The 19,908-nt window shown below is 64.8% G+C and carries 18 protein-coding genes; 15 read left to right on the top strand and 3 right to left on the bottom strand.

Annotation, left to right across the window (positions count from 1 at the left end; genetic code table 11):
- Positions 1-58: 58 nt before the first annotated feature.
- The gene (locus tag NLN62_RS13235) at positions 59-976 is read right to left on the bottom strand and encodes a LysR family transcriptional regulator (RefSeq protein WP_027521858.1); all 918 of its coding nucleotides are present in this window, start codon (positions 974-976) and stop codon (positions 59-61) included.
- 151 nt (positions 977-1,127) lie between these two features.
- On the opposite strand from NLN62_RS13235, the gene NLN62_RS13230 reads away from it, so the two are divergent.
- The 12 genes from NLN62_RS13230 (at position 1,128) to NLN62_RS13175 (ending at position 15,113) form a co-directional block, all read left to right on the top strand.
- Positions 1,128-2,084 (top strand): N-carbamoyl-D-amino-acid hydrolase, encoded by a 957-nt coding sequence (locus NLN62_RS13230; protein WP_256575916.1) that lies wholly within the window; start codon positions 1,128-1,130, stop codon positions 2,082-2,084.
- A gap of 40 nt (positions 2,085-2,124) precedes the next feature.
- Positions 2,125-2,952: an ABC transporter substrate-binding protein gene (locus tag NLN62_RS13225; RefSeq protein WP_254109080.1), complete on the top strand. Its 828-nt coding sequence runs from the start codon at positions 2,125-2,127 to the stop codon at positions 2,950-2,952.
- Complete coding sequence (locus tag NLN62_RS13220; RefSeq protein WP_027521861.1) at positions 2,949-3,806, top strand: amino acid ABC transporter permease; 858 nt, start codon at positions 2,949-2,951, stop codon at positions 3,804-3,806. The genes NLN62_RS13225 and NLN62_RS13220 overlap by 4 nt, the downstream gene beginning before the upstream one ends.
- Entirely contained in the window at positions 3,803-4,567 is a 765-nt protein-coding gene (locus NLN62_RS13215) for an amino acid ABC transporter ATP-binding protein (protein ID WP_254109079.1), read from the top strand. The genes NLN62_RS13220 and NLN62_RS13215 overlap by 4 nt, the downstream gene beginning before the upstream one ends.
- A gap of 15 nt (positions 4,568-4,582) precedes the next feature.
- Positions 4,583-5,398 (top strand): ABC transporter substrate-binding protein, encoded by an 816-nt coding sequence (locus tag NLN62_RS13210; protein ID WP_027521863.1) that lies wholly within the window; start codon positions 4,583-4,585, stop codon positions 5,396-5,398.
- On the top strand, positions 5,385-6,269 hold the full coding sequence (locus NLN62_RS13205; RefSeq protein WP_027521864.1) for a polysaccharide deacetylase: 885 nt from the start codon (positions 5,385-5,387) through the stop codon (positions 6,267-6,269). Before NLN62_RS13210 ends, NLN62_RS13205 begins: the two co-directional genes overlap by 14 nt.
- Before the next feature lie 7 nt (positions 6,270-6,276).
- Positions 6,277-6,933: an aspartate/glutamate racemase family protein gene (locus tag NLN62_RS13200; RefSeq protein ID WP_027521865.1), complete on the top strand. Its 657-nt coding sequence runs from the start codon at positions 6,277-6,279 to the stop codon at positions 6,931-6,933.
- Between the two features lie 10 nt (positions 6,934-6,943).
- Entirely contained in the window at positions 6,944-8,263 is a 1,320-nt protein-coding gene (locus tag NLN62_RS13195; protein ID WP_254109078.1) for a dihydroorotase, read from the top strand.
- 12 nt (positions 8,264-8,275) lie between these two features.
- Positions 8,276-9,859 carry an ABC transporter substrate-binding protein gene (locus NLN62_RS13190; protein ID WP_254109077.1) on the top strand — a complete coding sequence of 528 codons (1,584 nt, stop codon included), beginning with the start codon at positions 8,276-8,278 and terminating at the stop codon, positions 9,857-9,859.
- Complete coding sequence (locus tag NLN62_RS13185) at positions 9,856-11,229, top strand: amidohydrolase family protein (RefSeq protein WP_027521868.1); 1,374 nt, start codon at positions 9,856-9,858, stop codon at positions 11,227-11,229. The genes NLN62_RS13190 and NLN62_RS13185 overlap by 4 nt, the downstream gene beginning before the upstream one ends.
- A 132-nt stretch (positions 11,230-11,361) precedes the next feature.
- Entirely contained in the window at positions 11,362-13,446 is a 2,085-nt protein-coding gene (locus NLN62_RS13180; protein ID WP_254109076.1) for a hydantoinase/oxoprolinase family protein, read from the top strand.
- Between the two features lie 2 nt (positions 13,447-13,448).
- Positions 13,449-15,113, top strand: coding sequence for a hydantoinase B/oxoprolinase family protein (locus NLN62_RS13175; protein ID WP_254113476.1), 1,665 nt, complete (start codon positions 13,449-13,451; stop codon positions 15,111-15,113).
- 8 nt (positions 15,114-15,121) lie between these two features.
- On the opposite strand, the gene NLN62_RS13170 is transcribed toward NLN62_RS13175, so the two are convergent.
- Positions 15,122-16,450, bottom strand: coding sequence for a dicarboxylate/amino acid:cation symporter (locus NLN62_RS13170; protein WP_027521871.1), 1,329 nt, complete (start codon positions 16,448-16,450; stop codon positions 15,122-15,124).
- 39 nt (positions 16,451-16,489) lie between these two features.
- On the bottom strand, positions 16,490-16,612 hold the full coding sequence (locus NLN62_RS52965; protein ID WP_256575915.1) for a hypothetical protein: 123 nt from the start codon (positions 16,610-16,612) through the stop codon (positions 16,490-16,492).
- On the opposite strand from NLN62_RS52965, the gene NLN62_RS13165 reads away from it, so the two are divergent.
- The 3 genes from NLN62_RS13165 (at position 16,611) to NLN62_RS13155 (ending at position 19,900) form a co-directional block, all read left to right on the top strand.
- Positions 16,611-17,417 carry an NAD-dependent protein deacetylase gene (locus tag NLN62_RS13165; protein WP_254109075.1) on the top strand — a complete coding sequence of 269 codons (807 nt, stop codon included), beginning with the start codon at positions 16,611-16,613 and terminating at the stop codon, positions 17,415-17,417. The two genes, NLN62_RS52965 and NLN62_RS13165, sit on opposite strands and share 2 nt — an antisense overlap.
- Before the next feature lie 325 nt (positions 17,418-17,742).
- Complete coding sequence (locus NLN62_RS13160) at positions 17,743-19,458, top strand: PQQ-binding-like beta-propeller repeat protein (protein WP_254109074.1); 1,716 nt, start codon at positions 17,743-17,745, stop codon at positions 19,456-19,458.
- 85 nt (positions 19,459-19,543) lie between these two features.
- A complete protein-coding gene (locus tag NLN62_RS13155) occupies positions 19,544-19,900 on the top strand; it encodes a cytochrome c (RefSeq protein ID WP_254109073.1) in 357 nt (118 codons plus the stop codon).
- Positions 19,901-19,908: the final 8 nt, after the last annotated feature.

Genomic DNA, 19,908 nt, shown 5'->3' with positions numbered 1-19,908 from the left:
TTGGGGCCTCGGCTAAGAACGTGTCCTCGGTTAAGAGATTGTGTGTGCCTGCGCAAGCTCAGTCGCGCTGTGCCTCCTGTGGCGTGCCGCTCTCCAGAAGCCTGCTCTCCTTGCGAACCTCGTTGAGGAAGGCCTTTGCCAGCCGCGACAGCGGCTCTGCTTCCGACCACAGCATATAGGCGACCGCGCGCGTCGTCGGCGCGAACGGCCGCACGACGAGGCCGTTGCCGCCATTTTGCCGCGGCGAAAATGGATCGACCACCGCGGCGCCCACGCCGGCGGCCGCGAGCACGCAGGCCGTGTTGCAGTAGCGCACCTCGACCGTCGGCTGGAAAGGCGCGCCGGCGCGGGCAAAACTGTCGCGCACGGCTTCACCTAACCGTGTGCCGCGCTCGAGCCCGATGAAGGGCAGGCCGACGAGATCGGAGGCGGAGATCACCGGCTGCCCGGCCAGCGGATGCTTTGGCGGCAGCACGCAGACCATCTCGCCGGTGTGCACCACCTCATGCGCGATGCCGGGATGATGCGTGAGCCCGAGCGCGAAGCCGAGCTCGGCGACATGGCTCAGCACGCCCTCGATGATGCCCTCGTAGCGCCGGACATCGAAGAACACCCGCGTCTCCGGACGGCGGCGCAGGAAGCTGGACAGAGCGGAGGGGATGATGCTGTAGGCAAGCGGCGGCGTCGCCACGAGCGACAGATGTCCCGAGCGGTTCTCCCGCAGATCGCGCACGCGGCTTTCGAGCTTGGCATGCAGCGCGAAGATTGCCTCGCTCTCCTTGTAGAGCGCCATCGCTTCGGCGGTCGGAAACAGCCGGTTGTTGACGCGCTCGAACAGCGCAAAGCCGGCCTGCGCCTCCATCGTCTTCAGCGCGTTGCTCACCGCGGGCTGTGACAGCGCCAGCTCGTCCGCTGCCGCGACCGTGGTGCGGTGGCGAATGACGGCACGCAGGATCTCGAGCTGGCGGAGGTTCATATAAGCCACGATTATACTCTCGGTCAAAATATCATAGCACAATGAATTGATTTTCAACTCCCGTTTCCGCGTAATGGCCGCGGATTTGCACGCTGGATCAAGGAGTTCCGCCGCCCAACGAGGCAGCAGCGCGCACAGATTGGAGGCAGTCTTGGTTCGTGTCCTTCGCGCCGCCGCCGCCCAGATGGGGCCGACGCAAAAAGCCGATGCGCGCGCGCATACGCTTGGCCGGATGCTGAAGCTGCTGGAGGAGGCTGCCGCTCGCGGCGCCAACCTCGTGGTGTTTCCCGAGCTTGCCTTCACCACCTTCTTTCCGCGCTGGCTGCTCGAAGGCGCAGCGCTCGACGAATATTTCGAGCGCGGAATGCCAAACCCGGCCGTGGCAAAGCTGTTCGAGCGCGCGCGTGCGCTCCGCGTCGGCTTCTATGTCGGCTATGCCGAGCTGACGGCGGACGGCCGCCGCTTCAATTGCTCCATCCTGGTCGATCGCGACGGCGAGATTCTCGGCCGCTATCGCAAGGTGCATCTGCCGGGCTCGGTCGAGCCGCGGCCGGGCGCGCGCTATCAGCAGCTCGAGAAGCGTTATTTCGAGTATGGCGACCTCGGCTTTCCCGCCTTCCGCGCCGGCTCGGCCTGGGCCCATGCAATCATGGGCATGATGATCTGCAATGACCGGCGCTGGCCGGAATCCTGGCGCGTGCTCGGCCTGCAAGGCGTCGAGCTCGTCTGCATCGGCTACAATTCGGCGGCCTATGATCCCAATGGCGGCACGACGGAAGACGCCGGCCTTCGCACCTTCCATTCGACGCTGGTGACGCAGGCCAATGCCTATATGAACGCGACCTGGGCGATCTCGGTCGCCAAGGCGGGCGAGGAGGATGGCTCCGGATTGATCGGCGGCTCCTGCATCGTCGATCCCAGCGGTCGTATCGTTGCGCAGGCCGAGACGCTGGCTGATGAAGTGATCGTCGCCGACATCGATCTCGACCTCTGCCGCCAGGGCAAGGACAAGATGTTCAACTTCGCCGCCCACCGGCGGCCGGAGCAATACAGGGTGATCACCGAACGCGCCGGCGTCATCGAGCCGGCCGTTCTCGACGCGGATTGACATCAAACGGCCGGTCGCGGCGCCAGCCAAGGGAGCTGACATGACACGCCTCTCGCATTTTCTCGGGTTCGCAGCGTTGGCTGCCGTGACGTCCGCGCAGGCGGCCGAGCTTCCGGCGGAGATCAAGCAGGCGGCCACGTTGAAGCTCACGGTCAACTCGACCTACGCGCCGATGGAATATCGCGATCCCGCAACCAACGAGCTCGTCGGGCTCGACATCGATCTTGCAAACGAGCTCGCCAAGCGGCTCGGCGGCCTCAAGATCGTCTGGAGCGAGACGCCGTTCGCCGAACTGATCCCCTCGCTCCAGACCAAGCGCGCCGATTTCATCATCAGCGGCATCTCGGACCGTGCCTCGCGGCGCGAGACCGCCGATTTCGTCGACTATCTGACGACAGGCCCGCAGTTCTTCGTGACGGCCGAGAGCGAGGCGAAAGCGGCGACGGATATTTGCGGCAAGAAGGTCGGCACGACGCGCAGCACCAGCTTCCCCGTCGAGATTGAGAAGTGGAGCAAGCAGAATTGCGAGGCGGCTGGCAAGCCGGCGATCCAGTACGTTCCCGGCGAGAACTCGATCGACGTCCGCAACCAGCTCAAGCAGGGCCGCATCGATGCCGCCGTGCAGGGCAGCGAGACCTTGCCTTACGCGCAATCGCAGGAGGCCGGCAAATATCGCGTGGTCGGCGAGCCCTTCGCGAAGGGCTTTCAGGGCATCATGTTCCGCAAAGATGATGCGGCGCTCCGCGAAGTGGTGACGGAAAAGCTCGCCGCCATGATTGCCGATGGATCCTACAAGGCTATTCTCGACAAATGGGGATTGGGTGCGAACGCCGTCGAGAAGCCCTTGATGAACGCGGCGCCGCAATGAAGGCCGCGCCCGCCCTCGCGGAGGGATTTCCCGACCTGTCCGGGCTGCACGTTGCGCGCGAGCCGCACTGGTTTCGCTGGTTCAGCGCGGCGCTCATCGTTCTGGTGCTGGCTGCCATTGGCCGCGCCTTCGCGGGCGGCCAGATCGAATGGTCCTATGTCAGCCGCTTCCTGACGGCGAAAGTGATCCTCGAGGGTATCGTCAACACCATGGTGATGGCCGTGCTCGCGATGGCGCTCGGTATTTTTCTTGGCGTGATCGTAGCGATCATGCGGCTGTCGCCGAACCCGGTGCTGAAGTCGGTCGCTGCCGGCTACACCTGGTTGTTCCGCGGCACTCCGCTGATCCTCCAGCTTCTGTTGTGGTTCAACCTCGCGCTGGTGTTTCCGACCATCGGCATTCCCGGCCTGTGGAGCGCACGCGCCGTCGACGTCATGACGCCGTTCCTCGCAGCATTGCTCGGGCTCGGCATCAACCAGGGCGCCTACACCTCCGAGGTGATGCGTGCCGGCATGCTGTCGGTCGACATCGGGCAATATGAGGCGGCGCAGGCAATCGGCATGGGACGCTTGCGCGCGCTGCGCCGGATCATTCTGCCGCAGGCGATGCGCGTCGTGATTCCGCCGATCGGCAACGAGTTCATCGGCCTCGTCAAGGCGACCTCGCTCGCCAGCGTCATCCAGTATCCGGAGGTACTGCACAACGCTGAGAACATCTACTACGCCAACTCGCGCGTGATCGAGCTCCTGATCGTCGCCGGGCTCTGGTATCTCCTGGTGGTGTCGATCCTGACGCCGCTCCAGATGCTGCTCGAGCGACGCTTTGCTCGCGGCACATTGCGGTTTGCCCGATGACAAAACCCCTCGTCGCGATCCGCTTGGTCAGCAAGCATTTTGGAGAGTTTCAAGCTCTCGGAAGTGTCTCGCTCGACGTGTGGCCCGGCGAGGTGATGTGCCTGATCGGCGCGTCCGGCTCGGGCAAGACGACGCTGCTCCGTTGCGTCAACCAGCTCACCGCGATCGACAGCGGCGGCATCTGGCTCGATGGCGAGCTGCTCGGCGTGCGGGAAGAGGGCGGGCGGCTCTATCGTCTGACCGAGCGGCAGATTGCCCGGCAGCGGCTGAAGACCGGCATGGTGTTCCAGCGCTTCAACCTGTTTCCGCACAAGACGGCACTTGAGAACATCACCGAAGGTCCGCTGCAGGTGCAGGGCCGGAAATCCGACGAGGTGCGCGGTGAAGCCATCGAGCTCCTCAGGCGCGTCGGGCTTGCGGCCAAGGCCGATTCCTATCCCGCGCAGCTCTCCGGCGGCCAGCAGCAGCGCGTCGCGATCGCGCGCGCGCTCGCCATGAAACCGATGCTGATGCTGTTCGACGAGCCGACCAGCGCGCTTGATCCCGAGCTCGTCGGCGAGGTGCTCGCGGTCATGAAGGAGCTCGCGCAAAGCGGCATGACCATGATGGTGGTGACGCACGAACTCGGTTTCGCTCGCGAGGTCGCCGATCGTGTCGTCTACATGGACCAGGGCGCGATCGTCGAATCCGGGACGGCATCTGACGTGCTCGGCGCGCCGCGCGAGGCGCGCACCAAAGCTTTTCTTTCCGCGGTGATCTAAAATGGGGGCGTTTCGATGATGAGAGTGTTGGTTGCGGCGGCGCTGGTGTGTGCGACGACGGCATCAGTGATGGCGATCGAGCTGCCGCCTGAGATTGCCAAACGGGGCAGCATCAAGGTCGCGCTGGTGCCGAACTATCCGCCGATGGAGTTCCGCGATCCCGCCACCAACACGCTTTCCGGATTCGACATCGACCTCGGCGAGGCGCTCGGCCGCAAGCTCGGCGTCAAGATCGAATGGCAGGAGACCAGTTTCGCCGAGTTCATGCCGTCGATCTCGACGGGCCGGGTGGACGCCATCCTGTCGGGCTTCACCGATTATGCCAGCAGGCACGAGATCGCGTCTTTCGTCGATTATTTGCGCAGCGGTCCAAAATTCTTCGTGCAGCAGTCGCGCGCGGCTGAGTTCAAGGACATGGCCGCGCTGTGCGGCAAGAAGGTCGGCGCCAGCCGCCGCACCATGTTCCCGGCAGAGATCGCGGCGTGGAGCGAGAAGAATTGCGGCAGCAACCCGATCCAGTTCGTCGGCACGGACGGCTCGGCTGATGCGCGCACGCAGCTCAGGCAAGGCCGCATCGACGCTGCCGTGCAGGGCAACGAGACGCTGCCCTATATCATGGACCTCGAGCCCGGCACCTATGCGCCGGTCGGCGACGCCTTCGCAACGCAGTTCACGGGCATCGCGCTGCCGGTTAAGGAAAAGGCATTGCAGCAGGCGATGGTCGAGGCCATCGATGCGCTGATCGCGGACGGCACCTATCGTACGCTGCTGGCGAAATGGAAACTGAACGACAACGGAATAGAGAAGGCGACCATCAATGCTGGACAGTAAGGCACTCCAGAGCATCCCGCTCGTCCCGGCGAACACCGCGGACCCTGCGCCGCACTATCCCTGGCCAAAGCCCTATACGTCGGCGATGTTCCTGTCGTTCGACGTCGATGCGGAGAGCGCGTGGACCAGCAAGGACGCCGTGCACGCGCAGCGCCTGATCACCATGAGCTACGGCGGCTACGAGGCGCGCGTCGGCACGCCGAAGCTGCTGGAGCTGCTCGATCAGCTCGATCTCAAGGCGACGTTCTTCGTCACGGGATGGTCGGTCGATGCGCACCCCGCCATGGCCGAGTCGATCCTCAAGGCTGGTCACGAGATTGGCCATCACGGCTACCACCACCTCCTGCCCGATCCCGGCGATCCCTGGATCGAGGAGGAGCTGGAGCGTGGCTTTGAGGCGCTGAAGCGCCGGCTCGGCGTCAAGCCGATCGGCTACCGCGCGCCCTATGGCGAGTTCACCGAGGAGCTGCGCGTCGCGCTGGTGCGCCACGGCATCGTCTATACTTCCTCGTTCCGCGATGACGTCAGGCCCTATCGCCATCGCCTCGCCGACGGCAAGCCGGGCACGATCGAGTTGCCGGTGACCGCGAGCTATGACGACTGGATGCACGGCCTCTCCGCCCGCTTCAGCCCGCGTTCCATCTTTCCCAAGGAGCACGTGCTCTCGATCTGGAAGGACGAACTCGACGAGGTCAGGGACTGGGGCGCGATGGTGACGACGGTCTTGCATCCGCAATGCAGCGGACGTCCCATGCGACTTCGTCTGTTGCGAGAATTCTTGACCTACGCAAAATCCTGTCCAGACCTCTGGATCACGACGGGCGAGGCCATCGCCGCGAACTTCCAGCGCCATGAGGCCGCCAAGCGTTGAGCACAGCATGACCCGCCGTCGCATCCTGACGATCAACCCGAACTCCTCCGCGGCGGTCACGGCGGCGATCGACGAAGCGGTCGCGCCGCTCAGGATCTCCGGCGGGCCGGAGATCGTAGTGGTGGGGCTCGCCGAAGGCCCGCCCAGCATCACCTCGCAGCGCGACGCCGACAGCGTCGTCATGCCGCTCGTCAATCGTGTTGCGCGCGAGGATGCCGACGCCTTCGTGCTCGCCTGCTTCAGCGATCCCGGGTTGCATGCGGTGCGCGAGGCGGCAGGCGGCCGCCCGGTGATGGGCATTGCCGAATGGGGCATCTTGCGCGCGCTGACGCTCGGCGAGCGGTTTGGCATCATCGCGCTGTCGCCGCAAAGCATTCGCCGCCAGCAGCGCATGGTGCGGCAGATGGGCGTGGACGGTCGCTATGCCGGAAGCTGGTCGGTCGGCGCAAGCGCGGCGGAAACAGCGAGCGCCGATATCCGTGGGCGCCTGATCGAGGCGGGCCGCGCGCTGGTCACGCAAACCCGCGCCGACGTCGTGGTGATGGGCTGCGCCGGCATGGCCTCGCACCGCGCCGCGATCGAGGACGCGATCGGCGTTCCCGTGGTCGAACCGGCGCAGCAGGCGGTCGCTGCGGCGATCGGCGCGGTGTTGTTGAAAGCATGAAAGGCGGACGATGCATTTTGATCTCCTGATCCGGAACGGCACCTGCGTCACGCCTTGGGGCGAGGAAGCTGCCCATGTCGGCATCTCCGGCGGCCGCATTGCGACGCTGTCCGCGACTTCGGCCGACACGGCCGACCAGGTGATCGACGCCAGCGGCCTTCACGTCCTGCCCGGCCTGATCGACAGCCATGTCCATCTGCGCGATCCCGGCGATGCGACGGTGGAAACGTTGGCGACAGGCACGCGCGCTGCAATACTCGGCGGCATCGCCACGCTGTTCGACATGCCCAACACCAATCCGCCGATCGTCGATCAGGAGCGGCTCGACTGGAAGCGCGGCTACGCGGAAGCGCAGAGCTTTTGCGACATCGGCCTCTACATCGCCGGCGCCAAGACCAATATCGATCAGCTCGCGCATCTCGAAAGCGAGCATGGCGTGTGCGCCATCAAGGTTTTCGCCGGCTCTTCGACCGCGTCGCTGCTTGTCGAGGACGACGAGCACCTGGAAAAGCTGATGCGCGCGGGGCGCCGCCGCATCGCCTATCACAGCGAGGACGAATATCGCCTCCAGGCCCGCAAGCCGATGTTTTCGCGCGGCATGCCGCATCGCTCGCACATGGAGTGGCGCGACGAGGAATGCGCCTTCCTCGGCACGCGCCGCCTGATGGCGCTGGCGCGCAAGACCGGTCGGCCCGCGCATATCCTTCACGTCTCCACGGCGGAGGAGCTCAGCTATTTGCGCGATTATCGCGACGTCGCGACCGTCGAGGTGCTGGTCAACCACCTGACGCAGGTGGCACCGGAGTGCTACGACACGCTGAAAGGCTTCGGCGTGATGAACCCGCCGATCCGCGGCGAGCGGCATCGCGAGGCGAGCTGGGCCGCGCTGCGCGACGGCATCGTCGACACTATCGGCAGCGATCACGCGCCGCATTCGCGCACCGCCAAGGAGTTGCCCTGGCCGGATTGTCCGGCGGGTCTCACCGGCGTGCAGACGCTCGTTCCTGTCATGCTCGATCACGTCAATGCCGGCCGGCTGTCGCTGTCGCGCATGGTCGACCTCATGGCCGCCGGTCCCGCGCGGGTCTACGGCCTCGTCGGCAAGGGGCGGCTCGCTGCCGGTTACGACGCCGACGTCACGCTGGTCGACATGAAGGCGAAGCGCACCATCGAGGACTCCTGGATCGTCTCGCCCTGCGGCTGGACGCCGTTCGCGGGCAAGACGATCGCGGGCTGGCCAGTCGCCACCATCGTGCGCGGCCACACCGTGATGCGCGACGACGAGGTGCAGGGCGCGCCGATCGGCCGTCTCGCGCGCTTTGCGTCCTAGGAGGTTTGTTCGATGCCGATTACTCGCCGCTCCCTGCTCAAGGCTGCAGCCGCAGCGCCAGCACTGTCGCTGCCGGGGATCCTGCGTGCCGAGGAGCAGACCACGCTGCGTTTCATCCCGGTGATCGATCTCGCCTTCGTCGACCCGATCTATTCGCCCGCGCAGGTCTCGCGCAATCACGGCTTCATGGTCTACGACACGCTCTACGGCATGAGCGCCTCGCTCCAGGTCTCGCCGCAGATGCTGTCGGGGCATGTCATCTCCAATGACGGGCTCCAGTGGGACCTCACCCTCCGCGACGGCCTGCTCTGGCACGATGGTGAGCGCGTGCTCGCGCGCGATTGCGTCGCTAGCATCCGCCGCTGGGCGGCGCGCGACGGCTTTGGCGGCGAGCTGATGGAGGCAACCGACGAACTCTCGGCTGCCGACGACCGCACCATCCGCTTCCGCCTCAAGCGTCCGTTCCCGCTGTTGCCGCAGGCGCTGGGCAAGGCCGCGATCAACGCCTGCTTCATGATGCCGGAACGGCTCGCAAGCCAGGATCCGTTCAAGCCGCTGACCGAAGTCATCGGCAGCGGTCCGTTCCGCTATCTCGCCGATGAGCGCGTGCAGGGCGCGCGCAACGCCTATGCCCGCTTCGACCGCTACCAGCCGCGCAGCGACGGCAAACCGGATTGGACCGCCGGTCCCAAGATCGTGCATTACGACCGCGTGGTCTGGACCACCACGCCGGACGCCGGCACCGGCGTCGCTGCGCTCCAGACCGGCGAGCAGGACTGGCAGGAAACCACACCGCACGATCTGTTGCCGGTGATCAAGGCTGCCGGTGACATCGAAACGCGTGTGCTCGATCCGCGTGGCTACACCTGCATGCTGCGGCTCAATCATCTCCAGCCGCCGTTCGACAATCCCGCGGTTCGCCGCGCATTGCTGGGCGCGATCGATCAGTCGTCATTCATGACGGCGGTCGCGGGCATCGATCCCGCCTATCAGGTCTCGCCGATCGGATTCTTCGCACCGGGAACGCCGATGGCCAGCGAGGTCGGGCTCGACGTCTTCCGCGGCCCGCGCGACTACGCCAAGGTCAAGGCGGATCTCAAGGCCGCCGGCTACAATGGCGAGAAGGTCGTGCTGCTCGTGCCCACCAATTCGCTGGCGCAGCGCCCGCTCGGTGAGATCGCCGCCGACACGCTGCGCAAGGCCGGCATGAATGCCGAATACGCCGCGCTCGATTTCGCTGTCGTGCTGCAACGCCAGTTGAAGAAGGAGCCGATCGGGCAGGGCGGCTGGAGTGCCGCGGTTGGCAACTGGCAGGGCATCGACTGGCTCAATCCCGCCGGCAACACGAATTTGCGCGGCGAAGGCAAGGTCGCCGGCTGGTACAAGAGCGAGAAGATGGCCGGCTTGCGCGGCCAGTGGCTGGCGGCATCCGAACTTGCCGAGCAGCAACGCATCTGCCGCGAGATCCAGGCGCTGGCGTTCGAGGAGATTCCTTACCTCCCGATCGGCCTGTACAAGCAGCCAACCGCCTATCGCAAGTCCATCACCGGTATTCTCGACGGCACCGCCGTCTTCTGGAACGTACGCCCCGCATGAGCACGATCGCGATCTTCGGCAGCTACGCATTGACGCGCAAGGACGGCGCGCAGCATGTCTTGCGCGACCATTGGGTGCTGGTCGAGGGCAAGACGATCGCCGCGGTTACGCGTGACAAGCCGCGCGCCGATCGGGTCTATGACAAGCCCGGCCGCCTCATCCTGCCGGGGCTGTTGAATCTGCACAACCACTGTTTCAGCGAGGCCGTGGCGCGCAGCCACACCGAAGACGGCAACGGCCGCCGCAACAACCAAAGCATCGTCTACACGGTGCTGCTGCCGCTGACCAAGCGCGGCGCCGATCTGTTGTCGCCGGAAGAACGCCTCGCGGTGGCGCGGCTCGGCATCCTCCAGCTCCTGAAGGGCGGCGCCACCACCGTGATGGAGCCGTTCCGCAATTCGATCCCGGAGATGTTCGACGCCGCCGAGGAAATGGGCATCCGCTTCTACGGCGCGCCCTACCTCTTCTCTACCTCCGACGCCAAGGCAGGCCCCGACGGCGTGGTCAGCTATGCCGGCGATGACGGCGTGGCTGATATGGCAACCTGGGACGCGCTGTACCAGCGCTGGAATGGCCGCGGTGAGGGGCGCATCGGCCTTGCGATGAGCCCGCACGCGACAGATACGTGTGGGCCCGATCTGCTCAAGGCGTGCGCGGCGCGAGCGCGTGAGCTTGATGTCCCCATCACGACGCATCTGGCGCAGAGCCGCGCCGAGGTCGAGACCATCGGCAAGCGCTACGGCGGCCGCACGCCGGCGGAATATCTGGATTGGCTTGGCATTCTTGCGCCGGACCTGCTCGCCGCGCACTGCATCGCCAGCACCGATGACGATCTGAAGCTGATGGCCGCGCGCGGCGCGACCGTGCTGAACTGCCCGCGCGTGTTCGCGCGTGCCGGCGTGACTGCGGCATTCAGCCGCTTCGCCGGCCATGGCGTCCGCACTGTGGTCGGCACCGACGGCTACAACATGGACCTGCTCGGCGAGCTCAATGCCGCCTCGCTCATCTCCAAGACGTCGTCGCAGCGCGCCGATGTCGCGAATTCCCCCGAGCTAATCGAGTCGATCACCGCAACCGCCGCCGACATCATCAAGCGGCCCGATCTCGGCCGGATCGCGCCGGGGGCGACCGCCGATCTCACCGTCGTCGATCTGACCCACCCGCATTTGCAGCCGCTGTTCGATGTCAGGCGCGCATTGGTCGCACTCGCCAACCGCGCCAATATCGACCAGGTCATGGTCGACGGCCGCGTGCTCATCGATGCCGGCCGTCTCGTTCATGGCAATGAAGCCGCGATCACGTCGCAAGGCGCGGCTGCGATCGGGAAAATCTGGGATCTGCCGGAAGCGCAGGCCGCCTTCAACGGCTGAGCTGCTCGCATCCTTAGCTATTGCATAGGTGCCCGGCAAAATCGTGGAGCGCGTTGCCATCGGTGGAGTCGATGGCATACAAATTGCTCAACGCTTGAACCCAACCTGTCGATCAGCACGGAGACATCTGGAATGCGTGAGGGAGCCGAAGTGCGGCTTGCAGTCGATATCGGAGGAACGTTCACCGATATCGTGCTGGATGTGGGACAGGAGCGCAAGACGCGCAAGGTGCTGACGACCCCGACACGCCCCGAGCAGGCGGTGCTCGACGGCATCCGTCTCATTCTCACCGACGCGCATGCGCATATCAGCGATATCGACGTCTTCATTCATGGCACGACGCTGGCGACCAACGCCATCATCGAGCGCCGCGGCGCGAGGACCGCGCTGATCGCGACCGAAGGCTTTCGCGACGTGCTCGATATCGGCACTGAGAGCCGCTATGATCAATATGATCTCACCATCGACAAGCCGAAGCCGCTGGCGCCACGTTCCCTGCGCTTCACCGTCCCCGAGCGCGTCGATGCGCATGGCGCGGTGCGGCTACCGCTGGACGAGGCCGCGGTGCGCGCGCTGGTGCCGAAATTGCGTGCGCTGAATGTCGAAAGCATCGCCATCGCTTTCCTGCACTCTTACGCCAATCCCGAGCATGAGCGGCGAACGGCCGCGATCCTCGAGCAGGAGATACCCGGCATCTCCGTGACGATGTCTTCGGCGGTGTGCCCCGAAATCCGCGAGTATGAGCGCACCTCGACCGCTGTCGCCAATGCCTATGTGCAGCCTTTGATCGACGGCTATCTCGCGCGCATGGCAGAGGCGCTGGCGGTCGAGCAGTTCCGCGGCGCGATCTATCTCGTGACTTCCGGCGGTGGTGTCACCTCGATCGAGACGGCGCGGCGCTTTCCGGTACGCCTCGTCGAATCCGGTCCCGCGGGCGGCGCGATCTTCGCGGCGCAGATCGCGGCGCGGCTCGGCGAAAGCAAGGTGCTCTCCTTTGACATGGGCGGCACCACGGCAAAAATCTGCCTGATCGAGAAGTTTCAGCCGGAGACCTCGCGCGTGTTTGAGGTCGATCGCGCCGCGCGCTTTTTGAAGGGTTCGGGCCTGCCAGTGCGCATTCCCGTGATCGAGATGGTGGAGATCGGCGCCGGCGGCGGCTCGATCGCGCGGATCGATGCCATGAAGCGCGTCACCGTCGGTCCCGAGAGTGCGTCGTCTGAGCCTGGCCCGGCCTGCTATGGCCGCGGCGGCACGCGGCCTGCGGTGACCGATGCGGACGTCGCGCTCGGCATGATCGATCCCGACGCCTTTGCCGGCGGCACGATCAAGCTCGATCCGGAGTTGTCGAAGGCGGCATTGCTGCACGATGTCGGTGAGGCGCTGGGCCTGTCGGCGGAGAATGCCGCCTACGCGGTGCACGAGGTCGTCTGCGAGAACATGGCGAGCGCGGCGCGCGTGCACGCGGTCGAGCGCGGCGCGGTGGTCGGCCAGCATACCCTAATCGCCTTCGGCGGCGCCGCGCCGCTGCATGCGGCGCGCGTTGCCGAGAAGATCGGCGTCTCCCGGGTGATCGTCCCGTCCAACGCCGGTGTCGGGTCGGCCGTCGGGTTTCTGGCTGCGCCCATCGCCTATGAGCTGGTGCGCAGCCGCCATGTCCGGCTCGACGAATTCGATACCGCAGCGGTCTCGGATCTCCTGCAGGAGATGGCGACCGAGGCGCGGGCGCTGGTCGAGCCCGGCGCTGCCGGCGCGCCGGTGCGCGAGCGCCGCGCCGCCTTTATGCGCTATGTCGGCCAGGGCCATGAGATCGCGGTCGAGCTGCCGAACCGGCCGCTGACCGCGGCCGATCTCGCTGGCTTGCGAAAATCCTTCGAGACCGATTATGCCGCGATGTTCGAGCGACCGATTCCGGGCGCTGCGATCGAGGTGCTGAGCTGGTCGGTGCTTGCGACCACCGAGCCGCGCAATCCGCCGGTCGTCGATGCCGTCGCCCGCAAGCTGGCCGGCAAGGCATCCGGCAGCCGAAAGTTCTTCGATGGAAGGGCCGGGCGCCTGGTCGAAATCCCCCTGTACCGCCGCGAGGACATGGTGCCGGGCGCGACCATCGCCGGCCCTGCCGTGATCGCGGAAGATGAGACCTCGACTTTCGTTTCGACCAGTTTTGACGCCCACATCGACGGTGCCGGCAGCATCGTCATGGAACGGAAGGCGGCGTGACCATGAATAGCGCAAGCACAAGCCTGATCGATCTTCAGATCATGTGGCACCGGTTGATCGCGGTGGTCGAGGAGCAGGCGCAGGTGCTGCTCCGCACCGCCTTCAGCCCGATCGTGCGCGAATGCGGCGATCTCTCGGCCGGCGTGTTCGACCTCAGGGGGCGCATGCTGGCGCAGGCCGTGACGGGCACGCCGGGTCACGTCAACTCGATGGCGGAATCGGTCAAGCACTTCATCGGGCATTTTCCGCTGGAGACGATGAAGGAGGGGGACGCCTACATCACCAACGATCCCTGGATGGGAACCGGCCATCTCAACGATTTCGTCGTCACCACGCCCTGCTTCAAGAACGGCAAGCTGGTCGCGCTATTCTCCTGCACCAGCCATCTCATGGACATCGGCGGCATCGGCTTCGGGCCTGACGCCACCGACGTCTTCATGGAGGGGCTCTACATCCCCATGCTGAAGCTGATCGACCAGGGCGTCGTCAACGAGACGCTGATGGCGATGATCCGCACCAACACGCGGCTGCCGATCGACACCGAGGGCGACACCTATTCGCTGGCCGGCTGCAACGACGTCGGCTGCGAGCGCCTGGTCGCGATGATGACCGAGTTCGGCATCGACACGCTCGATGAGCTCGGCGACTACATCTGTGACCGTTCGCGCGAGGCCGTGCTCGCCGAGATCGCGAAGCTGCCGAAGGGAAGCTGGCGCAACACCATGATCGTCGACGGCTATGATGCGCCGGTGACGCTATCGGCAATGCTGACGATCTCGGAGAAAGGCATTCACGTCGATTTCACCGGCACTTCGCCGGCCTCGAAGTTCGGCATCAACGTGCCGCTCTCCTACACCACCGCCTACACCGTGTTCGGCCTTGGCTGCGTCGTCGCCTCGGAGATTCCCAACAATGCCGGCTCGCTCTCTCCGCTGACGGTGTCGGCGCCATCAGGCGCGATCCTCAATGCGCCAAAACCTGCGCCGGTGGCTTCGCGCCACGTGATCGGCCAGATGCTGCCGGACGTCGTGTTCGGCTGCCTGCGCCAGATCATCCCCGAGCGCGTGCCGGCCGAAGGCACTTCGTGCCTGTGGAATCTCAACGTGCGCGGGCAGACCCGTTCCGGCGCTGTCGGCAATTACGGGTTCTCGATGGCGGTGACCAGCAATGGCGGCACCGGCGCGCGCTTTGCCAAGGACGGGCTGTCGGCGACCGCCTATCCGAGCGGCGTGCGCGGCACGCCGGTCGAGATCGCGGAGACGCAGACGCCGCTGATCTTCTGGCGCAAGGAGCTGCGCCCGGATTCCGGCGGCGCGGGGCGAACCCGCGGCGGTCTGGGCCAGATCATCGAGGTCGGCAGCGGCGTCGATGCGCCCTTCGACATCCTGGCGGCGTTCGATCGCATCGATCATCCACCACGCGGCCGCGATGGTGGCCGTGACGGCGAGGCCGGCTATGTCGGGCTAAAGTCCGGCAAGAAAATGCGCGGCAAAGGCTTTCAACAGGTACCGCCCGAAGATCGCCTCGTCGTGATGACGCCGGGCGGCGCCGGGATCGGCAATCCCCGGGAACGCGAACGGACCAGCGTGCAGGAGGACGTCGAGAGCGGGCTGGTGTCGTCAAAGAACGCGGCTGCGATCTACGGACTCGACGACGTCACGTCGTGATCTGAGTCTCAGGACCCGCCACCCGGCTCCAGCGCCTCGCCGATCGCGAGCGGATGCGCCATGGTCTCGTGCAGCGCGGTGCGATCGAGCTCGCCCTCTGACATGCTGATCACGACGCAGGCGACGCCGTTGCCGATCAGATTGGTGAGCGCGCGGCACTCGCTCATGAACTTGTCGATGCCGACCAGGATCGCGATCGACTGGACCGGGATGTCGGGCACGATGGAGAGCGTCGCCGCCAACGTGATGAAGCCGGCACCGGTCACGCCCGAGGCGCCCTTGGATGTGATCATGGCGATGCCGAGAATGCCGAGCTCCTGCCAGATCGTGAGGTTGGTGTTGGTCGCCTGGGCCAGGAACAGCGTCGCCAGCGTCATGTAGATGTTGGTGCCGTCGAGGTTGAAGCTGTAGCCGGTCGGAATGACGAGGCCGACCACGGAGCGCGAAGCGCCAAGATGCTCCATCTTCTCGATCATCTGCGGCAGCACCGTTTCCGATGACGAGGTGCCGAGCACGATCAAGAGCTCGTCCTTGATGTAGGCGATGAAGCGCAGGATCGAGAAGCCTGCGACCCGCGCGATCGCGCCGAGCACGATCAGCACGAACAGGATGCTGGTGAGATAGAACGTGCCGATCAGCGCGACGAGGTTGAGCAGCGAGCCAAGGCCATAGGCGCCGACGGTGAAGGCCATCGCGCCGAATGCGCCGATCGGTGCGACGCGCACGACGATGCGGATAATGCCGAAGAACATCTTCGCGGCCTTGTCGACGGCGTCGACGATCGGCTCGCCGGCCTTGCCGAGGAAGGCGATGGAGAATCCTGACAGGATCGAGATCAGCAGCACCTGAAGGATGTCGCCGCGCGCGATCGCGCCGATATAGCTGTCCGGGATGATCGCCATCAGGTGGGCGACGATGCCCTCTTCCTTGGCCTTGGTGACGTAGGTCGCCACCGACTTCGGATCGATCGTGGAGGGATCGATGTTGAAGCCGTGCCCGGGCTGGAGCACCTCGCCGACGAGCAGGCCGACCGCGAGCGCCACCGTCGAGACCGTCTCGAAATAGACCAGCGCCTTCAGTCCGACCCGGCCGACCCGCTTGAGGTCGCCCATCGAGGAGATGCCATGCACCACGGTGCAGAAGATCACCGGCGCGATCATCATCTTGATCAGCGCGATGAAGCCGTCACCCAGCGGTTTCAGCTCCTTGCCGAGGTCGGGATTGAAATAGCCGACCAGGATCCCGAGCGCGATCGCGATCAGCACCTGGACGTAGAGGATCTTGTACCAGGGTTGATGATGACGATGGACGGCGGGAGGAATCGCGACTGACGTCATGGAGTGCCCCGGATCGCATTGCAGGTCGGTGCCTTTTCATCATGGGCCGTCCGGGGCAGGGCCGATAATCACAATTTCGTCGGCGCGCGAGCCGCAGCGCAGCATCGTCATGCGCTCCTCCATCTGGCAAAGCCGATCGAAGCAGACTACATCCTCAGCCATGGCAAAACGTCCGCTCGAAGATTTCGTCGCCCGGCACCAGCGTCTCTTCGTTCTGACCGGGGCAGGCTGCAGCACCAATTCCGGCATTCCCGATTATCGCGACAACCAGGGCAACTGGAAGCGAACCCAGCCGGTCAACTACCAGGCCTTCATGGGTGATCCGCGCACGCGGCAGCGATACTGGGCGCGCAGCCTGATCGGCTGGCGGCGGTTCGGCCAGGCCATGCCCAACGACGCGCATCATGCGCTGGCTCGCCTCGAGGCGAACGGGCAGTGCGAGATGCTGCTGACTCAGAACGTCGACCGGCTGCATCAGTCGGCGGGCCACCACCAGGTGATCGATCTGCACGGCCGGCTCGATCTCGTGCGCTGCATGGGCTGCGGCGAGAAGACGCCGCGCGACGGATTTCAGCGCTCCCTCGGTCGTGCGAATCCCGCCTGGCTCTCACTCGATGCCGCGGATGCGCCCGATGGCGATGCCGATCTCGAACATGAGGATTTTTTCTCGTTCGACGTGCCGGCCTGCCAAACCTGCGGTGGCATCCTCAAGCCCGATGTCGTGTTCTTCGGCGAGAGCGTGCCGCGCGATGTCGTTGCCTCAGCGCAAGAACATCTGGAGCAGGCCGACGCCATGCTGATCGTCGGCTCATCGCTGATGGTCTATTCCGGCTTCCGCTTCGTGCAGATGGCGGCACGCAAGAGCATTCCGATTGCCGCCGTCAATCTCGGACGCACCCGCGCGGACGATCTGTTGACGCTGAAGGTCGAGGAGCGCTGCGAAGCTGCGCTCGCCTTCCTGCTGTGAGCCGGCGCGAGCAAGCTGCCGCCCGCTGTGGGATTTGTTGACGCTGAAATAGTCAGCGCCACTGACATTCGTGTTCTGCGCGTATTCCCTGATTGCACTCCGCGCGATCCGGCGTACTCTATGCCCGCGAGCGGGAGCAACAGCAGCCAATCAAACAGACCGGACCTCCTTGGGCGATGGGCGCCGAGAGAGACGGAAAGCTGTCGCCGACACACCTTTAGGAACCAAGGAGACGAACCGACACTTGACCGGGCTGCAAGCGTCCGTCGCAGAGACGTTCTGCCAAACACACTGTCAAGAAACACACAAGCGGGAGGAACTGCACATGAAGAATTGGTGGTGCTATTCTGGTCTGCCTCTTGTCGTTGGTGCGACACTCATGGTGTCGCCGGCCTTGGCCCAAACCGTGGACACTGCGCGCATCGACGCTGGCGGCCAGAACGACTGGCTGACCTATCACGGCTCCTACAAGTCCTATCACTACAGCCCGCTCGCGCAGATCAATGCGGGCAATGTCGGCAATCTGGGCGTTGCCTGGATCCACATTCCCGGACGGTCGACGCGCGGCCTACAATCCATGCCACTCGTGGCCGATGGCGTGCTCTATTACTCGGGTTCCTACAGCAGGGTGTTTGCGCTGAACGGCGCGACCGGCGAGGTGATGTGGAACTTCTTTCCCGAGCTCGATGAGGCGCTCATCAGCAGGCAGACCCATTCTCCTTACAATCGCGGCGTCGCGCTCGGCGAGGGCAAGGTCTTCGTCGGCACGATGGACGGCCGCCTGTTCGGGCTGGATGCGAAGACGGGCAAGGTTCTCTGGGAAACCAAGCTGATCGACTCGCAGAAGCTGACGGTCGGCTTCACCGGTGCGCCGCTTTATGCGAAAGGCACCGTGATCATCGGCGCGCAAGGTGGCGAGTGGCCGGGCCGCGGCCCGATCTTCGCCGTCGATGCCACCACAGGCAAAAAGAAATGGGAATTCCTGACGGTTGCCGGCACCGATGAAGCCATGAAGACATGGGGAAATGATTCGTGGCGTACTGGCGGGGGTGGCGGCTGGATGCCGGGCACCTACGACTCCGAGACCAACACCATCCTCTGGGGCACCGCAAACCCGGCTCCGCTCTACGACTGGTCGGGCAAGGATTACAAGACGCAAGGTGCGCGTCCCGGCGACAATCTCTACACGAGCTCGGTGATCGGTCTGGACATCGATACCGGAAAGCTGAAATTCTATCATCAGGAGCTGCCGCACGACGGTTGGGACTTTGACAGCGCCGTCGGTGAATTCGTCATGCTCGATCGCGACGGCCAGAAGCTGGTGGTGCATCCGAACAAGAGCGGCTACATCTTTGTCTACGATCGCAATCTCGGTTTGAAGAACGTCTGGCGGATTACCGAGAACAGCAATTTCGTCAAGAACATCGACCCAAAGACCGGCGAACTGATCGGTCGGCGTGACTTTGCAGCGGGAAAGGTTGATGAGCCACTGTGCCCGCACATCTCCGGCGGCGTCAGCTTCAATGCTGGCTCCTACAATCCGAAGACGGGCCTCTACTACAAGCTCGGCCAGGAATGGTGCATGACCCTCGAGGTCATGAAGACGACACCGGTGACTGCCCCGCAAGTACAGCTCAATATCGGGGCCGATTTCAAGATTGCGCCTCCTCCAAGCGGGGAGATCTATGGTCATCTCGACGCGCGCGATCCGGTGACTGGCGCCAAGAAGTGGGAGGTCCGTTTCCCCGAGCCGCCGCTTGCGAGCGTCCTGTCGACCGGAGGCAATCTGGTGTTCGTGCCCGACTCGCGCGGTACCATTCATGCCTACGATGCCGAAAGCGGGACCGAGCTGTGGAATCACTCTGACGGCACCGGCCATCAGGGCGGAATCATCAGCTACTCCGCCGGCGGTAAGCAGTATATCGCGGTGACTGCGGGCTTTGGCGGCATGGCGTCGGATGATTATGCGCCGACCTTCGGCGGCGTTTACAAGAGCATGCCGCGCGATGACGGCGCGCTCATCGTTTACAGCCTGAAATAGGCCTTTTCGGACGGTTGGACGGGGAGCGGGCACAAGCCCGCTCCCCGCGCGTTGGAAAGGACAGAGGGGTAGATGGAACATAAAAATGGAGTTCCGCCCCATGCGATTGAATTTGCCGGTGCTGTGGACGGCGGTACTGTCCACGTGCTTCGCGTGTGCCATGCCCGCATCCGCACAACAGGCTTCCCCGGCGCCGGGCAACGAGGAATTCGACGCCAGGCAACTGTTCGCAACGACCTGTGGCTGGTGTCATTCCGATGGGGGGCGCGCGGCCGGCAAGGGGCCGCAGCTCATGAATACGGCTCGCGACGACGATTATCTTCGCAACCGCATCAGGCAGGGCAAGTCTGGCGCGATGCCTGCGTTCGGCGAGACCTTCAGTGACGCGCAGATCGACGAGATCATAAAGTATATCCGGCAATTGAAGCCGCACGAGGGGTGAGGCGAAAT

Source organism: Bradyrhizobium sp. CCGUVB23, assembly GCF_024199885.1.
GTDB lineage: Bacteria > Pseudomonadota > Alphaproteobacteria > Rhizobiales > Xanthobacteraceae > Bradyrhizobium.
Note: the sequence above shows the minus strand (reverse complement) of the source record. Positions and strands in the feature narration are given on the sequence as shown.

Excerpts from the sequence above, each read along its gene's own strand:
- NLN62_RS13200 (WP_027521865.1), top strand. The coding sequence starts at position 6,277 with ATGACCCGCCGTCGCATCCTGACGATCAACCCGAACTCCTCCGCGGCG.
- NLN62_RS13180 (WP_254109076.1), top strand. The coding sequence starts at position 11,362 with ATGCGTGAGGGAGCCGAAGTGCGGCTTGCAGTCGATATCGGAGGAACG.
- NLN62_RS52965 (WP_256575915.1), bottom strand. The coding sequence starts at position 16,612 with ATGGCTGAGGATGTAGTCTGCTTCGATCGGCTTTGCCAGATGGAGGAG.
- NLN62_RS13225 (WP_254109080.1), top strand. The coding sequence starts at position 2,125 with ATGACACGCCTCTCGCATTTTCTCGGGTTCGCAGCGTTGGCTGCCGTG.
- NLN62_RS13175 (WP_254113476.1), top strand. The coding sequence starts at position 13,449 with ATGAATAGCGCAAGCACAAGCCTGATCGATCTTCAGATCATGTGGCAC.
- NLN62_RS13165 (WP_254109075.1), top strand. The coding sequence starts at position 16,611 with ATGGCAAAACGTCCGCTCGAAGATTTCGTCGCCCGGCACCAGCGTCTC.
- NLN62_RS13205 (WP_027521864.1), top strand. The coding sequence starts at position 5,385 with ATGCTGGACAGTAAGGCACTCCAGAGCATCCCGCTCGTCCCGGCGAAC.
- NLN62_RS13185 (WP_027521868.1), top strand. The coding sequence starts at position 9,856 with ATGAGCACGATCGCGATCTTCGGCAGCTACGCATTGACGCGCAAGGAC.
- NLN62_RS13195 (WP_254109078.1), top strand. The coding sequence starts at position 6,944 with ATGCATTTTGATCTCCTGATCCGGAACGGCACCTGCGTCACGCCTTGG.
- NLN62_RS13210 (WP_027521863.1), top strand. The coding sequence starts at position 4,583 with ATGATGAGAGTGTTGGTTGCGGCGGCGCTGGTGTGTGCGACGACGGCA.
- NLN62_RS13215 (WP_254109079.1), top strand. The coding sequence starts at position 3,803 with ATGACAAAACCCCTCGTCGCGATCCGCTTGGTCAGCAAGCATTTTGGA.
- NLN62_RS13155 (WP_254109073.1), top strand. The coding sequence starts at position 19,544 with ATGGAGTTCCGCCCCATGCGATTGAATTTGCCGGTGCTGTGGACGGCG.
- NLN62_RS13235 (WP_027521858.1), bottom strand. The coding sequence starts at position 976 with ATGAACCTCCGCCAGCTCGAGATCCTGCGTGCCGTCATTCGCCACCGC.
- NLN62_RS13160 (WP_254109074.1), top strand. The coding sequence starts at position 17,743 with ATGAAGAATTGGTGGTGCTATTCTGGTCTGCCTCTTGTCGTTGGTGCG.
- NLN62_RS13190 (WP_254109077.1), top strand. The coding sequence starts at position 8,276 with ATGCCGATTACTCGCCGCTCCCTGCTCAAGGCTGCAGCCGCAGCGCCA.
- NLN62_RS13170 (WP_027521871.1), bottom strand. The coding sequence starts at position 16,450 with ATGACGTCAGTCGCGATTCCTCCCGCCGTCCATCGTCATCATCAACCC.
- NLN62_RS13220 (WP_027521861.1), top strand. The coding sequence starts at position 2,949 with ATGAAGGCCGCGCCCGCCCTCGCGGAGGGATTTCCCGACCTGTCCGGG.